The sequence below is a fragment of the Halomicronema hongdechloris C2206 genome, assembly GCF_002075285.3.
GTDB classification, from domain to species: Bacteria; Cyanobacteriota; Cyanobacteriia; order Phormidesmidales; family Phormidesmidaceae; genus Halomicronema_B; species Halomicronema_B hongdechloris.
Map to the genome: position 1 here is coordinate 3310757 of NZ_CP021983.2, position 16202 is coordinate 3326958.

14 protein-coding genes are annotated in these 16202 nt (G+C 54.7%); 6 read left to right on the forward strand and 8 right to left on the reverse strand.

Annotated elements, in window-relative coordinates:
• The first annotated feature begins 12 nt into the window (after positions 1 to 12).
• On the forward strand, positions 13 to 315 hold the full coding sequence (locus XM38_RS15005) for a hypothetical protein (protein ID WP_080807060.1): 303 nt from the start codon (positions 13 to 15) through the stop codon (positions 313 to 315).
• A 67-nt stretch (positions 316 to 382) separates the two neighbouring features.
• Positions 383 to 1159, forward strand: a complete 777-nt coding sequence (locus tag XM38_RS15010; RefSeq protein ID WP_088431711.1) for a DUF429 domain-containing protein — start codon at positions 383 to 385, stop codon at positions 1157 to 1159.
• Here the strand turns inward: XM38_RS15010 and XM38_RS15015 are convergent.
• The 4 genes from XM38_RS15015 to acpP all read right to left on the reverse strand — a co-directional run bounded on the left by XM38_RS15015 (position 1103) and on the right by acpP (position 6388).
• The gene (locus XM38_RS15015; protein WP_088430271.1) at positions 1103 to 2293 is read right to left on the reverse strand and encodes an MFS transporter; all 1191 of its coding nucleotides are present in this window, start codon (positions 2291 to 2293) and stop codon (positions 1103 to 1105) included. The genes XM38_RS15010 and XM38_RS15015 overlap by 57 nt on opposite strands.
• Before the next feature lie 232 nt (positions 2294 to 2525).
• Entirely contained in the window at positions 2526 to 4532 is a 2007-nt protein-coding gene (gene tkt / locus XM38_RS15020) for a transketolase (protein ID WP_080807064.1), read from the reverse strand.
• 307 nt (positions 4533 to 4839) lie between these two features.
• Complete coding sequence (fabF, locus tag XM38_RS15025; protein ID WP_080807066.1) at positions 4840 to 6093, reverse strand: beta-ketoacyl-ACP synthase II; 1254 nt, start codon at positions 6091 to 6093, stop codon at positions 4840 to 4842.
• Between the two features lie 49 nt (positions 6094 to 6142).
• Positions 6143 to 6388 (reverse strand): acyl carrier protein, encoded by a 246-nt coding sequence (acpP, locus tag XM38_RS15030; RefSeq protein WP_080807068.1) that lies wholly within the window; start codon positions 6386 to 6388, stop codon positions 6143 to 6145.
• 474 nt (positions 6389 to 6862) lie between these two features.
• On the opposite strand from acpP, the gene psaC reads away from it, so the two are divergent.
• On the forward strand, positions 6863 to 7108 hold the full coding sequence (gene psaC / locus XM38_RS15035) for a photosystem I iron-sulfur center protein PsaC (RefSeq protein ID WP_080807070.1): 246 nt from the start codon (positions 6863 to 6865) through the stop codon (positions 7106 to 7108).
• A gap of 424 nt (positions 7109 to 7532) precedes the next feature.
• Here the strand turns inward: psaC and XM38_RS15040 are convergent, their stop codons facing one another.
• The 3 genes from XM38_RS15040 to XM38_RS15050 all read right to left on the reverse strand — a co-directional run bounded on the left by XM38_RS15040 (position 7533) and on the right by XM38_RS15050 (position 11125).
• The gene (locus XM38_RS15040) at positions 7533 to 8525 is read right to left on the reverse strand and encodes a ribose-phosphate pyrophosphokinase (RefSeq protein WP_080807072.1); all 993 of its coding nucleotides are present in this window, start codon (positions 8523 to 8525) and stop codon (positions 7533 to 7535) included.
• Between the two features lie 508 nt (positions 8526 to 9033).
• Entirely contained in the window at positions 9034 to 10704 is a 1671-nt protein-coding gene (locus tag XM38_RS15045) for a glycosyltransferase family 39 protein (RefSeq protein WP_187329422.1), read from the reverse strand.
• 103 nt (positions 10705 to 10807) lie between these two features.
• Positions 10808 to 11125 (reverse strand): DUF3067 family protein, encoded by a 318-nt coding sequence (locus tag XM38_RS15050; protein WP_080807076.1) that lies wholly within the window; start codon positions 11123 to 11125, stop codon positions 10808 to 10810.
• A 555-nt stretch (positions 11126 to 11680) separates the two neighbouring features.
• Here XM38_RS15050 and petC point away from each other — a divergent pair.
• From petC to XM38_RS15065, 3 genes are all read left to right on the forward strand, one after another.
• Positions 11681 to 12223: a cytochrome b6-f complex iron-sulfur subunit gene (gene petC / locus XM38_RS15055; RefSeq protein WP_088430275.1), complete on the forward strand. Its 543-nt coding sequence runs from the start codon at positions 11681 to 11683 to the stop codon at positions 12221 to 12223.
• Between the two features lie 61 nt (positions 12224 to 12284).
• A complete protein-coding gene (gene petA, locus XM38_RS15060) occupies positions 12285 to 13280 on the forward strand; it encodes a cytochrome f (RefSeq protein ID WP_088430277.1) in 996 nt (331 codons plus the stop codon).
• Between the two features lie 450 nt (positions 13281 to 13730).
• A complete protein-coding gene (locus tag XM38_RS15065) occupies positions 13731 to 14078 on the forward strand; it encodes a (2Fe-2S) ferredoxin domain-containing protein (RefSeq protein ID WP_080807080.1) in 348 nt (115 codons plus the stop codon).
• Between the two features lie 175 nt (positions 14079 to 14253).
• On the opposite strand, the gene purF is transcribed toward XM38_RS15065, so the two are convergent.
• Entirely contained in the window at positions 14254 to 15789 is a 1536-nt protein-coding gene (gene purF / locus XM38_RS15070) for an amidophosphoribosyltransferase (protein ID WP_080807081.1), read from the reverse strand.
• Between the last annotated feature and the right edge of the window lie 413 nt (positions 15790 to 16202).

Here is a 16202-nt window from a genome sequence, read left to right on the forward strand (position 1 = left end):
TAAAATATCGCCATGAAAACCTCAGCGTCCGAATCCCTGATGACTTCTCTGCAGGAGGCCATACGTCTGGCTCAGGATGTGCACCAACACTCTCAGGCCCACGAGGCGTTTGAGGCGATCTATGGGGAGCTGGAGGCGATCAATCCCGACCTGGCGGAAATGATGCAGATGCTCTGGAAAGACTATGTCGCCGCCCAGCGCTCGGCTAGCTTTTGGCAAGAATTGTGTCAGGTAGAGAAGCATTTGTCGGAGCGGATTGCGGAGAGCCACCTGCAATTAAAGCAAAACTACCTGCGCCTGATGCGGGAACAGTGATGGGACTAGGGGGGCAGCCAATCAGGGCCCCTGATTTTTGGCCGCTGTTTCCTTGATTAGCGGACCGATACGGTTTTTGGGTATCGATCTGGGTTGGCAGTCGGGACCCAGCGGTCTGTGTTGCCTGCAATGGCAAGGGAACAGATTGCATTTGGTCGATCTGCAGCGGCAAGGTGCGATGGCACCTATCCACGCCTGGGTTGATGATTGCAGCCAGGGGTGTCAAACCGCTGTCATCGCAGTGGATGCCCCCACCCTGATTCCCAATGCCACTGGCATGCGTCTGCCTGACCGCTTAGCCCATCGCTACTTTGGTCGCTACCATGCCGGTTGCTACCCGGCCAATCGAGGCCGTCCCTTTGCCGAGTGCCTAGTGCAGTTTGGCCTCGCCTTAGAAGCCCAGGGATTTCGCCATGCTCCTAGGGTCGGTCCCCAGCCCCGAGGCCGCTACCAACTGGAGGTCTTTCCCCATCCGGCCACGGTGCACCTGTTTCGCCTGGCCCGCATCCTGAAATATAAGAAGGGACCCTTGGCCCAACGACGGTCCCAGCTAGCGCGGCTGCGGCACTATCAACTGACGGTGCTGCCTCGGCTCCAGCCCGGCCTGAGCCTCGACGACACCAGTTTGCCTGAGATTCCGGAGACTGGCGCTGCCCTAAAAGCCGTCGAGGATCAGCTAGACAGCCTCACTTGCGCCTATGTCGCCGCCTATTGGTGGTATTGGGGGTGCGATCGCACCTGGGTTCTCGGGGACGTTGAGACAGGCTATATCGTGGTCCCCGCGCCCCTACTTCCGTACCCACATGCTGCCGCCGACACAGAGGGCCGCGAACCCGAAGGCTGAGGCGGCTAACTGGCCACCCTGAACCGGTGACAGGGAATCGCCTAGGCGAGAGAGGGTGCCAAATAGGCTCAGAGCTAGCGCACCGCCACTAAAGTAAAGTCCTGTGCCTAGCCCGCCACGGTCGTAGGGCACTAGGGAGAGGGCAAAGGGTAGGGTGCCATTCGAGACTAGACTGAACAGGGCCCCCAATGCGATCGCAACGATCCCAGCCAATACCATAGAGGTGAGGCCACCAATCGTCAGACAAAGCAACGCCATGCCTACCAATCCCAGGATCATGGCCGAGCGGTTGCCGATGCGGATAGCGAGGCTGCCGGCTGGAATCGCCGTCAGGGCTAAGACAATGAATAATAAGCCCAGTATGATGCTGGCATTGACCGTAGGATCCTGAGCCGCCAAGGCCCTGGGAAAGGTCTGAATCATCAGGCGTCCTCCCAAGGAAACCCCCAAACCGGCGCCAAAGACTAAGCTTAACCCCTCCAGGGATAGATCTCGCCAGCGACTCGTCGGGGCCACCACCACTGCTCGGGCCGGATGACATAGTCCCAAGACCACCGCCGCTCCTAGCAAGACCGCCGAGCCAATGCCAAAGGCTGACAAGGGCCCCAATGCCAGCAGCCAATCACTCACCAGAAACCCCATGGCTCCAGTGATGCCCCCCACTAGAGTCAGTACACTGGCCGCTTGAGGGAGTTTCGTGGCCAGGGCATAGCGACCCAACAGCGATAACGCCGGGCTGCGAAAGACCGTCATAGATAAGGCCCAGGCTACCATTGCAGTCGGTACTAGCCAGCGTACTGCCTCCCCATTGCCCAGCATCACCAGAGGAATACTCAAAAATAAACTGGCCGCCAAAATCATGCCCAGGGCTATCAGCAAAAAGCGATTTCCCAGCCATTGCTGCACTCGGTCAGATAGACTGCCCATCAAGGGTTCCATGACAATGGCCAGGCCATTTTCCAAGACCAGCAAGCCAGTAGCCAACGCCGGACTGAAGCCCAGTTGAGTCAAGACCTCTACCAGATATAGGCTATAAATGACCCAGCTGAGCGTGATGGCTCCCTGCACGGTCGCCAATCCCCATACCTGAGTCCATAGCACCCGTTGCCGTAACCGATAGGATAAGTGACTCATGAAGAGAGCGGTGAGGACAGTGGTTCCCGTCTAGCCTATCCGAAAGCGGGAACCTAACGGTCACCGTCCTAGACAGTTCTACTCCACAGGTCTACTCTGAAATGACAAAACAGGGGCACCCGCAGCACTCCGGTTCCAAGTGTGATTAAGCCTAGTGCTAATCCACTCTCGTTAAAACTAATGGCCATCTAGATATAACCTTAGCCTTCGACCTGGGACTAATAGACTCAATTTATCCTAGCAAGGCCTGAGCTCGGCTAACGACGTTATCGACGGTGTAGCCAAACTTCTCCATCACGGTACCGCCAGGAGCAGAGGCCCCAAACCGCTCCACGCTGATCACATCCCCGTCACTGCCTACATAGCGACACCAGCCAAAGCTCGCTGCTGCCTCAACGGCTAGGCGCTTAGTCACTGCTGTCGGCAGGACAGACTCCTTATAACCAGCATCTTGGGCTTCAAACAGCTCCCACGAAGGCATCGATACCACCCGCACCTGGATGCCGTTAGCCTGCAACTGAGCTGCCGCATCGACACAGAGACCCACTTCACTGCCGGTTCCGATCAAGATAATATCTGGGGTGCCATCACAGTCAGACAGGACATAGGCGCCTTTAGCAACGGCATCAACGCTTGACCCCTCCAGGTTCGGCACTGTCTGGCGGGAGAAGGCCATCAACGTGGGCGCCTTGCGGTTGGCTACAGCCACCTTGTAGGCCCCTGAAGTCTCGTTGCCATCTGCCGGTCGAATCACCGTCAGGTTAGGAATCGCCCGTAGAGAGGCCAAGGTCTCCACTGGTTGGTGAGTAGGGCCATCTTCCCCAAGCCCCACCGAGTCGTGGGTCATGACATAGATGACGCCGGCCTGAGACAACGCCGATAGCCGGATGGCTGCCCGCATATAGTCGGCAAACACCAAGAAGGTGGCACAGTAGGGAATCAGCCCTGAATTATGCAAAGCAATGCCATTACAAATGGACCCCATGCCATGCTCGCGCACGCCAAACCGCAGGTTGCGATTCTCATAGCGTCCCTTTTGGAAGTCCCCCGAGTTTTTCAGCTCAGTCAGATTAGAGTGGGTCAAGTCAGCCGACCCGCCGATTAACTCGGGTAGGGCCGGGGCCAGGGCATTGAGGCTGGCCTGGGAATGCTTGCGCGTGGCCATTGCCTTGTCGGCTGGAGTTAAGGTCGGGAGGCTATCGGCCCAACCCTGGGGGAGGTTGCCGGCAAGCATGCGCTCGAATTGAGCGGCCTCTTGGGGATACTTAGTGCGATAGGTGGCCAGGGTTTCTTCCCATTCAGCCTGATAGCTAGTTCCCCGCTCAACGGCTTGTCGCATGTGGCTGAGCACATCCTCAGGCACTTCAAAGGCGCCATAGGTCCAGCCTAGATTTTCCCGGGTGGCTTTGACTTCATCGTCCCCTAGGGCCGCCCCATGCACCCCTGCTGTGTTGGCTTTATTGGGGGAACCATAGCCGATGGTGGTTGTCACCTTAATAAAAGACGGTTTGTCAGTCACGGCCTTAGCCGCTTCGATAGCTTTGGTAATACCGTCTAGGTCGCTGTTGCCATTTTCCACATGCTGCACATGCCAGCCATAGGCCTCGAACCGTTTGGCGACATCCTCGGTGAAGGCAAGATCAGTAGAGCCGTCGATGGAAATATGGTTGTCGTCGTAGAAGGCAATGAGTTTACCTAAGCCTAGGTGACCAGCCAGGGAGCAGGCTTCGCCTGAGACCCCTTCCATATTGCAACCATCTCCTAGGATCACATAGGTGTAATGATCCACCAGGGTGCAGTCAGGCTTGTTGAAGCGGGCTGCCAAGTGGGCTTCGGCCATGGCCAGCCCCACGCTGTTGGCAATGCCTTGGCCAAGGGGGCCGGTGGTGACTTCTACCCCAGGAGTTTCAAAGTTTTCTGGGTGGCCAGGGGTCTTGGAACCCCACTGCCGAAACTGTTTAATGTCGTCGAGGGTGACGCTGTCGTAACCGGTTAGATAGAGCAAGGCATACTGCAGCATGCAGCCATGACCTGCCGAGAGCACGAAGCGATCGCGGTTGAACCACTGGGGATTCTTGGGATTGAACCGCATGAACTTATCCCACAGCACATAGGCCATAGGAGCCGCTCCCATGGGGAGCCCCGGGTGACCTGATTTAGCCTTTTCAACGGCATCGATCGCCAGGAATCGAATTGAATTGATACAAAGTTCTTCTAAGGTTTTGGTTGCGACAGCCATAGTTCTTCCAACTCAACGACGCTAAAACGGAGGCCTGTGGGGGGTGAATGCTGTCCGAGTCCAGACCTGGAGGTTTACAAACAAAATCTCGAGATCTCGAGCTGGACTTGACATAGAACCCAGAGACATCAATACGAATGACGCTTAGCCGCACCCATCATCCCACTGGGGTAAGCGGGGAGCAAGCGTCGCCAGAATAGTATCTTGCCATCCTGAATTAAGCACTTTTAGCCTGGCCCTTGTCTCAGGATCCTCAAGACACGATAGTAAAGTTTTTTTACTAAGTCATTATACCTATTTTGTCACCCTAGCGACTGTATTTACGAAACACCAAAGTGACGTTATGACCACCAAACCCAAAGGAGTTAGATAGGGCCACGGTGACGGGCTGGGCCCGGCTCTGGTTGGGCACGTAGTCCAAGTCGCAATCTTGATCGGGGGCTGCCAAATTGATGGTCGGCGGTACCCGATCGTGGGCAAGGGCCAGTACGGTCGCTACCCCTTCGATGCCACCAGAGCCTCCCAGGAGATGGCCGGTCATTGACTTGGTGGAACTCACAGCCACCTGGTAAGCCGCTGTGCCGAGGGCTGTCTTGATGGCCTGGGTTTCTGTGGGATCGTTAGCGGGGGTACTGGTGCCATGGGCATTGATGTAGCTGATGTCGGCAGGCGTCACCCCACCGTCCTTGAGGGCTAGCCGGATGCACCGAGCGGCTCCTTCACCGCCTGGAACCGGGGCAGTCATATGGTAAGCATCGCAGGTCATGCCATAGCCAATCATCTCGGCGTAGATGTGGGCGCCTCGACTGAGGGCATGTTCCAGGGATTCTAAGACCAGGATGCCGCACCCTTCACCAATGACGAAGCCATCCCGTCCCTGATCAAAGGGACGGCTGGCATGGGCCGGATCATCATTGCGGCTCGATAGGGCCCTAGCCGCCGCAAATCCAGCCACGGCTAAGGGGGTCACGGCGGCCTCGGTGCCGCCGCAAATCATGGCCTGGGCATAACCTCCTTGCACTAGCCGAAAGGCATCGCCAATGGCGTTGGAACCAGCCGCACAGGCGGTGACTGGGCAGGAGTTGGGACCTTTTGCCCCCAGATGAATTGCCGTCAGCCCTGCTGCCATGTTGGCAATCATCATGGGCACCATGAAGGGGCTACAGCGACTCGGCCCTCGCGTCAGATAGACCGCTTGCTGATCTTCCATGACCTTGATGCCGCCCACGCCAGTGCCGATCATGACCCCGATCTGCTCGGCATTGAGATCGGTGATCTCAAGCTTGGCATCACTTAGGGCCTGCTGACTGGCTGCGATCGCAAATTGGGCAAACCGATCCATCCGCTTAGCATCCTTGCGATCAAGGTACTGCAGTGGATCAAAGTCTTTCACCTCACCGGCAATGCGAGACGCATGCTGAGATGCATCGAAAGCCGTGATCGGACCAATGCCATTGCGACCAGATACTAACCCCTGCCAATACTCATCCGGAGTATTGCCAATGGGAGTGATGGCCCCCAGGCCAGTAATGACGACGCGTTTGGGTTCCAGGTTTGCCATGACTCAACTCGAGATAGCGGGCAGAATAACTTGATGTCCCCCACCAAGCCTAAGCAGCAGCACTCTTTTCTTTGATAAAATCGACAGCCGCCTGTACCGTGCCAATGCTCTCAGCGGCTTCATCGGGGATTTCGATATCGAACTCCTCTTCCAGGGCCATCACCAACTCCACCGTATCTAGAGAATCAGCCCCCAGATCATTGGCAAAGCTAGCCTCGGGCTTGACTTCCGATTCGTCAACCCCCAGTTGCTCAGCCACAATCTTCTTGACTGTTGCGAAAACGTCCTCACTCATAGCACTCCTTAACCCCTTTGCGTAGCGGATAGCACAAATAAAAACCTAAACCATGAACCTACTCCAAAATCAACCCTACAGCGTTTCTGAATCTAGTCTGAATCTAGTCAGGTAACCGATAGCCATGAAACCCTTGACTTCATGGAGATAGCCTGTACCTCACCTAGACAGGAAATGCTGTATAGGCATCATGCCGAGAGATCCCCATTTAGGCATTTTCTCATCTTATCCGAAAGCGTAACGTCTCCAAGAGAATAGCGAGAATCGAAGAGATGCCTCCCTGAGATGTCCTCTTGAATATTACATTCCATAAACTTTTATGGGCATCGTTATAATGGCAGAAAACCATCGCTATAGACTATTCATTGATTGATGATCCCTTACTGGTAGTCAGTTTCAGGCCCTTATTTCTCATGATTGGTGGGGTCTGAGCGGCATCCCTGTCGTAATAGATAACATTGGAGTTTTCATTCAATGTCCCATTCAGTCAAAATCTACGATACCTGTATCGGCTGTACCCAATGTGTGCGGGCCTGCCCCCTGGATGTTCTAGAGATGGTCCCCTGGGATGGATGCAAGGCTGGTTCCATCGCATCTTCACCCCGTACTGAAGACTGTGTTGGCTGCAAGCGCTGTGAAACAGCTTGCCCCACTGATTTCCTCAGCATCCGAGTCTATTTGGGAGCTGAAACTACCCGTAGCATGGGTCTAGCCTACTAGATCGCCCTCGATCGCAGGTCGTAGCAACCATTACGCCTACTGGCGGTGGTTGCCCAGTGGATAGCTGCCATAATTTAGGACCCTGAGTAAGTCACAGGGTCGCAGCTATTTGGCCGATAGCATATTAGACGGGATAGGAGGCTTCTTCGACCTAAGGTCGAAGAAGCTTTTTTGGCTCACGCACTCCCGGCGATATAGATCCTGACCATGGCAGACTGCTTCACGGCACTACCTTTAGGTGGTGCCATTGGCCATGGCAATTACTGCAGCCCTCTAGGCAGGCCTTCTAGACAGAGTAAATGAGTACTCGCCTTGACTCCGTGGCGGTATTGAGCCATTGAGGGAATGGGGAGCAAGCCGGGGCCGCTGGCTTGGTGGAGAATTGCCTATTATCGAGCGCAGAGGGGTCTACGTAATACCCTGATTACCGAAACATGCTACTGACAGAGCTTTCCTCGTGAATACGCCAAATCGCCTCTCCCAGCAAGTTGGCCACTGAAATCACCGTCAATTGCCTAAAGCGCTTGGCATCCTCGACAGGGATTGTATTGGTAACGATAACCTCCTCAAATAATCCACTAGACAGCCGCTCAACTGCCGGGGGGGAAAAGACAGCATGGGTAGCACAGGCATAGACTTGCCGGGCTCCCTCCTGTTTCAACAGCCGGGCTCCCTTACAGATGGTGCCTGCCGTGTCGATCATGTCGTCCACCAATACAGCTGTCTTACCAGCCACATCGCCAATCACATTCATCACCTCAGCCACATTATGGGCTTGTCGGCGCTTATCGATGATGGCTAAGGGAGCATCATTCAGCTTCTTAGCAAAGGCCCGGGCTCGCGCCACACCACCGACATCAGGCGAGACCACCACTAAGTCCGAGAGATTCTTGCTGGCGATATAGTCAATTAACACTGGCGAGCCATAGACGTGGTCGCACGGAATATCGAAATACCCTTGAATCTGAGCAGAATGCAGATCCATGGCCAACACTCGACTCGCCCCAGCTTGGGTCATCAGGTTGGCGACCAATTTCGCCGTGATCGACTCCCGCCCTGCTGTCTTGCGATCAGCCCGGGCATAGCCATAGTAAGGAAGAACCGCTGTGATTTGCCGAGCTGATGCCCGCCGACAAGCATCCACCATGATCAAGAGTTCCATCAGGTGGTCATTGACTGGATAGCAGGTGGGCTGAATCAAGTAGACATCGCACCCTCGGATCGACTCTTGAATTTGGATGTAGAGTTCGCCGTCAGCAAACCGCTTGCGCACCATGGGGCCCAAGTCGATCCCCAGATACCGACCCACTTCACGCGCCAACATGGCATTAGCGGATCCCGAAAACAGTTTTAGACGATTGTTGTCCCCAAGTTGGGGCAGTGCGGTCTGTAGGGTCGGAGTGGCAGAGCGAATCACGACAGGCCCTCAACGCTTTTTCACGGAAATCCTAGCACCCGGAAGAAAAATGCCCCAGGCATTTACCCACATCTTAAAATCTGCAACTGTCAGCCAAGAAACTATAGGAAAGTTTGTCTAACTAAAAACTGCAAGTGAACTTATGAATAACAAATTTATCTGCCGAGCCATGTTAGGCATTATCTCACCGGCCACTTTGACATAGCCAGTTGTCACATAAGCTAGCTGTCACGACATAGCTAACTGTCACAATAGCTAGCTGTCACATATGGCCCAGTGTTCAGGCAATTATCAAGGTGACGGACTCAGGGGCTGGCGATCTAGTCTAGAGAGGAGGTCGGGAGGGCCATGGCGTTCACCCTGGATCGACATGGGAACGACATCGGATACGACATCGGCATAGCTCTCTAGCGTTATTTGTCATTATATGGGATTGGCTGTTTGACTGCATTGCTCTGAGGCTCCGGGCTTGGTGCCTGATAGGGGTTGGCTATCAGAGATAGTAGGCCTAAGACGATTGCCTACGGCTAGAGCAGCGATACCGTTGATAGTAATAGTGCAACCTGCCGACGCGATCGGGATCACGCTGACACAGGACGGAATTTGCGGCAGTTGCCGCCAGGGATAGCGTCTCCGGATCCTTGCGATTGGGCATGCCTTGGCGACTGATGACCCAAAGATTGGTGGGGAATGGGGGCGGTAATGCCTGCTCGCTGAGCCTGGGCCAGAGGGCATTTACGGAAAATAGTCCCAAGGAGACGGGCTGGGTAAAGTCTGATTGGGCCTTGATGGCGAGTCCATAACTCAGTCCCAGGGCTGCCTGTTGTAAGGGCTCGGTATACCCCACCGCTAATACCACCGGTTGAGAGGGATCTGTGGTTATTATCTGGGCCATGGCGCCCGGTTCATAGGGCTTTGAGAATACCCAGCCGGTGACCGTAAGGCTGACGCTGATCCCCCCCACGACTAGGGCTAAGGCCCGAATAGGTTGGCGGCTACGACCGGTGTCTTGAACCGTGAGGCAAGCCCCGAGTAGAACGCAGAAGGCAGGATAGTAAACAAAGGCGTAACGGGGGGCTACCGTGATATCCTTCCCCAGCCCATAGACAATCATGCCGAACTGGCCTAAGACTAACAGAATGAAGCCCAGTAGTAGCTGGGTATTTGGATGCCAAGAGGGTTGCTTCAAGAGGGGTTTGCTGCCTCGATAGCCATGAATTGCCAGCCAGCCAGCAAATAGCACCATCAACACCGCAGATAGGATAACTATCCCGTCGCTATCGGCTTCTATCGGTAGGATCACCACCATGACCATCCAACTGGCCAGGGTCTGATAAATCGGGGCTAGGGCTGTTCCCCAACTGTCGTAAGTGGTGCTCAACCAACTGGTCTCAGGGCGATCGACGTGGCTCAGCAAGGTCCATAGCCAGGGAAGATAGCTGAGCCCTAGGGTGATCAAGGCTAGACTAGCGGCTATCCAATGGCATGGGGATAAGCGACGGTGATAGATCAGCAGCAGGGCTAAGAGCAGGATGCCCTGGGCAATGACTGCCAACAGAAAAAAGTAGTGAAGGTAAAACCCTAGGCTATTGATCACAACCCATGCTAGCCACAGCCCTGGGTGAGGAAAGCGTCCCTGGGCCAGTCGAGTGTGGATAACGACTAGGCAGCTGAGGGCTAGGGCGACACCGGTCATGGGTAGGGTGTAATGGCGAGCTTCTTGGGAGAGATAGACGGTGAAGGGGGATACGGCGGCTAGGGCGGCGCTGAATAGGCCGATGCCAGGAGTAAAGGCCAACCGACCCAGCAGGTAAATGGCGGCAATGGTAGTGACGCCAAACAGAGCTGGCAACAGCCGCAGCACATAGGCCATCTCCGCTAGGGATGGTTGCCACCACCCGAGCCAGTGGTGCATGAGGCAGAAGAATAGGGGAGGATGTAAGGAATCGGTTTTGAGGGCGGTTGCGATCGCAGCGCAACTGGTAGGCTGCAGGGTAAAGAGCTGATCTAACTGATCGAGGGAAAAAAAGCGGTCGAAGGGGATATCTGCAGCCGAGCGTCCCAAAGAAAAGAGCGCCGTGATGACCTCATCGCTCCACAGGGGTTTGGTATCCAAGTGCCACAATCGCAGAACTGTACCCAGGACTAGAACGCCGATTAACCCAAGGTACTGAGACATAGATTTCATACAGATGTCGTCGAGTATCGTTGACAGATAGAGTGGCCGTGTCAGGCTCCTGGTTTAGACAGTGGCTGGCAACAAAGGATCTGAATCTCTAGCTTCAGAGGTCATCCAGCAACCATTCCGAGGCTCGATCGCCCAAATCCAGGGGAATACTGACGGCCCGGCCCAGGCGGGGACGCTGGCGGGTTTGGTGAATATAGCGGGCGACGGCCTCCGCCTGCCCCCAGCCATTCAAGTAGTGAGCAATATGCTCCAGATGGGCCATATACTCGACTTCCGATAGGGGAAACGAAGCCTGTTCCTGATATCGCCACATCACTTGCAGGAAAAGTTTGCCCTGGGTACGGCGTAGCTGGAGATCGAACGAGTATCCCCACTTCGATAGCACTAAGGCGTGTAGTTCGGCTCCAGTCATGGTGGGATTACCTCAGTCGTACTGGATTCTCGATAATTTTGACAGCCTCAAGCGTTGACAATCTGAGAACTCAATGGGGATCCATCCAGTTGTTCGAATAGGAGCCAGCGGCCTCTTTACATTTATTCATGAATTATTATCCCTGGAAGGACAAGGAAATGGGGCAGACAAGGGGAAACGTGTCAGCTATTTTTGTAGCGATTCACGGTTAAATTTGGCTTTAGAGTGGATTTTGCCAGGATTATCGCTTTGGATATTTGGCTAACGGCCATTCCTGGCTGCGCAGAATCTACGGTTTCCCTGGGGGCGTTGTCTAGCCCGGGTATTCCCTGGAAGACCTGTCATGATATCTGCTTAGAGCAGGTCTACCCCGGTTATTGGTCTGGGATCGCCATTCTGTGAGGCTCCCCAAGGTGCAATAATATAGAACAACTGCAAACTTCTGTGACAAAATGAGGACGCTAACGTAATGCCTAATTAAGGATTGCCCTGCAAGAGGTATGCGTGGTGTCTTGCTCGTGTTGACCACTTTGGAACCGTACGACAGCCTGGATCATGACTCAAGCTTCTGGAACACCTGATGTGCCCGATATGGGGCGTCGTCAGTTCATGAATCTGCTGACTTTTGGAGCCGTGACTGGTACGGCCCTAGGAGCCTTATATCCCGTCGTTAAGTATTTTATTCCACCGTCTAGTGGTGCAGCAGGTGGCGGTGTTACCGCCAAGGATGCCCTTGGCAAAGATGTGATCGCCAGTGCCTTCATCGACAAGCACGCTGCGGGCGACCGGCAGCTGGTGCAAGGTCTGAAGGGAGACCCCACCTATTTGGTGGTAACTGAGGGCGATGCCTTGGCCAACTACGGCATCAACTCGGTCTGCACCCATTTGGGCTGCGTTGTGCCCTGGAATGCTAGTGAGAATAAATTCATTTGTCCTTGCCATGGCTCCCAATACGATCCCACCGGCAAGGTGGTGCGGGGACCGGCACCGTTGTCCCTGGCATTGGTCCACACTGATGTTACCGAAGATGACACGGTAGCGCTGACGCCTTGGACAGAGACCGACTTTCGGACCGGAGAAGCCCCCTGGTGGACCTAAGACTCCTAGCTCTCCTACTTGATGATTCTCAATTGAGCGATTTTTGATGGCGTACAGGCTGATGAACACAACGGTTAATATTGTCGCGGAGCTGCTGGCTCCGATCCGTTATCTGGGGCTGCTGTTGCGGCGGCCCGTGGCCCTTGCTGCCCTGGTGGTGATGCTGATTAGCATGGTGGCCTTTCCCCAGGGGGCCGAAGCCTATCCCTTTTGGGCCCAGGAAAATTATGAATCTCCCCGGGAAGCTACCGGTCGGATTGTCTGTGCTAACTGCCACTTGGCTGAGAAGCCAACGGAGGTGGAAGTCCCTCAGGCGGTGCTGCCGGATAGTGTCTTCAAGGCATTGGTTAAAATCCCCTACGACCTTGATACTCAGCAGGTATTAGGCGATGGTAGCCGCGGAGGGCTGAATGTAGGGGCGGTGATGATCCTGCCCGATGGCTTTAAGATTGCTCCGCCGGATCGGATCCCGGAGGAGTTGCAAGAAGAGGTCGGGAATACTTACTTTTTGCCCTACAGCGAAGATCAACAAAATATCGTCTTGGTGGGCCCTCTGCCGGGTGAGCAGTATCAGGAAATCGTCTTTCCGGTGCTCTCTCCTGATCCTAGCCAGGATAAGGCCATCAACTTCGGCAAATATTCTGTCCATGTGGGGGGCAATCGCGGCCGCGGCCAACTCTATCCCACCGGTCAAAGCAGTAATAACACCGTAGTCAATGCCAAGGCAACTGGCACCATCACCAGCGTTCAGCCCCTGGAAGCGGGTGGCTATGAGGTAACGATTCAGCCGGATGATGGTGAGGCGGTAGTGCAGTCGATTCCAGCTGGCCCCGAACTGATTGTGTCCCAGTGGCATGCGATCAAAACTGGAGAAGCCCTTACCAACAATCCCAATGTGGGCGGCTTCGGCCAGGTAGATACCGAGATCGTGTTACAAAGTCCCAACCGCATCAAAGGCCTCCTGGCCTTCCTCGCGGCAGTTACTATCTCTCAGATCATGCTGGTCTTGAAGAAGAAACAGATCGAGAAAGTACAGGAAGCAGAGATGAGCTTCTAAGCCATCAGGTCTAGAGCAGGTCTTCCTAGCCAATTGGGTCATGTCTGGGCTTACCAGGGCCATGCTATCTCTAAGCCATCTATGAAAGGGGGCATAGATCAACTGTGTCCCCTTTTGCCGTTGTCAGCCAGTTGGCTTGGCTGACGTGTCCATGCCACCCGCTTGAATTGGCTATGCCTGGTTACTGTCAGATAGCTTGCGAATCCAGGAACGTCAGAGATTCCCAATGTCTTGATAATGTCTTGATATAGCCAAAGGCAGAGGCGTGTGACGCAGGATAAGTTGACCCCTAATTACTTCAGGATCTCAGTCATCCAAGCTGTCCTAACCAAACCGCGGATTGCTAACCCCTGTCTCATTGGTTGAGCTGTAGGCTCTCGCTGGGTGATCGTGGTAGGGATTTAGCAGTTGTGTCAGGCTAAGGGTATAGATGACATCTCAAGAGCACCTATGAGCGAGCCTGCGTCCCCATCCCCTGGCATGCCCCAGCGTCATCTGGTCATGGTGTGCCAGAACCGGTCTTGCCTTAGGAGTGGGTCTGAGCGAGTACTCGAGCAGTTCCAACAATACAGTTGTCCCCAGCGCCTGATTAGTGCCAGTGGTTGTATGGGTCAATGTGGTTCCGGGCCAATGGTGCGAGTCTTTCCAGAAGGCATTTGGTATTGCCGTGTCCGCCCCCAGGATGTGAAAGACATTGTCCAGCAACATCTTGACCAAGGACAACCGATTCATCGGTTACTCCATCCCCGCTTTCATCCCCCCCAGGATGCCTACTCGTTTCCAGGCCACAGTAGCTGACGGTGTCCTACGGCTTGATCGTCAGGGAGTGGGGGAGTGGGGGAATGAAGAGTGAAGAGTGAAGAGTGAAGAATGAAGAGGGTATAGAAGAGAATAGTTCGTTCTTCCGCCCTCGTTCTTTCGATGTCTCGCTACTCACTACTCACTACTCACTACTCCATCACCCCTGACTCACCTAAGCGGTTGCAGGTTCAAACTTCAGTTTTGCTCGCTTAAAGGGGGCCGGAATGTCCACGGGATAGTTCCCGGTGAAACAAGCGGAACAAAAGCTGTTGGGGTCTTGCCCAGTTGCGTCTAGCATGCCTTCCCAGGTGAGATAGGCTAAGGAGTCAACGCCAATTTGGGCAGAAATTTCTGCAACAGACTGGGAGGCTGCAATCAGCTGGTCCTGATTGTCGGTGTCAATGCCAAAGAAACAGGGATGGGTTACCGGCGGCGATGAGATCCGCATATGTACTTCAGTAGCTCCTGCCTCCCGTAGAGCTTTGACGATTTTGCCACTGGTGGTTCCGCGCACGATGGAGTCGTCAACGATCAAGACACGTTTGCCCGCTAAGACATCCTTAAGTGGGTTGAGTTTCATCCGGATTCCCATATCCCGCATGGACTGGGTGGGTTGGATAAAGGTGCGGCCAACATATCGATTTTTAATCAGCCCTTCGGCATAGGGAATGCCAGATTCTTGGGAAAACCCAATCGCGGCAGGAATGCCAGAATCAGGCACAGCCATAATCAAATCCACATCGGCGGGAGATTCGCGGGCCAGATAACGCCCCAAGCGCAGGCGGTAACTGTAGAGGCTTTCCTGATTGACGATGGTGTCAGGCCGGGAAAAGTAAATCATCTCGAAGACACAGAGCTTGCGCTCCGCCTGAGCGGACCACTGCACCGAGGTAACGCCGTCAGCCGTAATCCACAGTAACTCTCCCGGTTGCACTTCCCGGACGAGGTCGGCGCCGACGATATCGAGGCCACAGGATTCTGAAGCCAAGACATAGTGGGCTGGCCCGACGGCTGTGGTCGGGGCATCGCCCAACACGCCTAAGACTAAAGGACGAATGCCATGGGGGTCACGGGTGGCAATGATGCCAGATGGGGTGCCGATGACCAGACTAAAGGCCCCCTCACAGCGGCGAAAGGCGGTGACAGCACCATCTACCCAGCCGTGGCCGTCGTTAATGGCCTCTGCGATCGCAAAGGCGATCATTTCCGAATCCGTCGTCGTAATCAGGTCATGGTCTCGCTGTAATAACTCTTCCCGCAGGCTCATGGCATTAACCAGATTGCCATTGTGGCTGAGACCCAGGGGACCCAATCGAGTTTCCACAACCGCTGGCTGAGCATTCACCGCCCGGCTAGAGCCCGTGGTCGAGTAACGAGTATGGCCCACGGCCCACTGCCCTGGCATTTGCTGCAAGCGCTCGACGGTAAACACCTGGGATACTAGTCCCATATTCTTATGGCAGTGCACCTGATCACCGTCGAAAGTGGCGATGCCCGCCGATTCTTGCCCTCGATGCTGTAGGGCATAGAGACCAAAATAGGTTAAGGTTGCTACCTCTTCGCTGGGAGCGTAGACACCGAATACACCGCAGGCTTCTTCGGGTTTGTCAGGGCTAGCGTCCTGCTCGGAGGGAGGATCCTGATCAGAAGAGACGAGATGGTCAGGGCCAACAGGATCTGAGACGGAATCAGCGGCAAAAGGCATCATGTCAGGAAATGGGCTCCAATGGAAACGCTGCGGCAGTGGTCAGATAAGTCAGCCTAGGGAGAACTCTGACGATGCTACTTCTTAGCAGCAAAGGCTAAGGGCATCGGCTTCAGGATTTCCTATAGGCAGCCTCACTAAATAAGCTAACGAACCTCCTGAATGCCAGCAAAACGAGTTATCTACAGCCAGTCCAGCCCGAGAGCGGTCGTTTTTCCTGAACCAACCCTCTAAGGGGGGACTTGAACCCGATTTATGAGCAAATTGTGGCCCGTTTAACTATTCCTTAAACCAAAATAATCCTAACATTCTCAAGGTAGCCTGCCCCTCGCCTAGTCGACTACTCGACCGCGATAGATGTCTGCAGCCAGAGCCAGCCTCAACTTGCCCCATGCTTCGTTTTTGGTGGAGCATCA

Coding starts and splice junctions, on each gene's coding strand:
- XM38_RS15005 (WP_080807060.1), top strand. CDS start 13: ATGAAAACCTCAGCGTCCGAATCCCTGATGACTTCTCTGCAGGAGGCC.
- XM38_RS15015 (WP_088430271.1), bottom strand. CDS start 2,293: ATGAGTCACTTATCCTATCGGTTACGGCAACGGGTGCTATGGACTCAG.
- tkt (WP_080807064.1), bottom strand. CDS start 4,532: ATGGCTGTCGCAACCAAAACCTTAGAAGAACTTTGTATCAATTCAATT.
- fabF (WP_080807066.1), bottom strand. CDS start 6,093: ATGGCAAACCTGGAACCCAAACGCGTCGTCATTACTGGCCTGGGGGCC.
- acpP (WP_080807068.1), bottom strand. CDS start 6,388: ATGAGTGAGGACGTTTTCGCAACAGTCAAGAAGATTGTGGCTGAGCAA.
- psaC (WP_080807070.1), top strand. CDS start 6,863: ATGTCCCATTCAGTCAAAATCTACGATACCTGTATCGGCTGTACCCAA.
- XM38_RS15045 (WP_187329422.1), bottom strand. CDS start 10,704: ATGTCTCAGTACCTTGGGTTAATCGGCGTTCTAGTCCTGGGTACAGTT.
- XM38_RS15050 (WP_080807076.1), bottom strand. CDS start 11,125: ATGACTGGAGCCGAACTACACGCCTTAGTGCTATCGAAGTGGGGATAC.
- petC (WP_088430275.1), top strand. CDS start 11,681: ATGACTCAAGCTTCTGGAACACCTGATGTGCCCGATATGGGGCGTCGT.
- petA (WP_088430277.1), top strand. CDS start 12,285: ATGAACACAACGGTTAATATTGTCGCGGAGCTGCTGGCTCCGATCCGT.
- XM38_RS15065 (WP_080807080.1), top strand. CDS start 13,731: ATGAGCGAGCCTGCGTCCCCATCCCCTGGCATGCCCCAGCGTCATCTG.
- purF (WP_080807081.1), bottom strand. CDS start 15,789: ATGATGCCTTTTGCCGCTGATTCCGTCTCAGATCCTGTTGGCCCTGAC.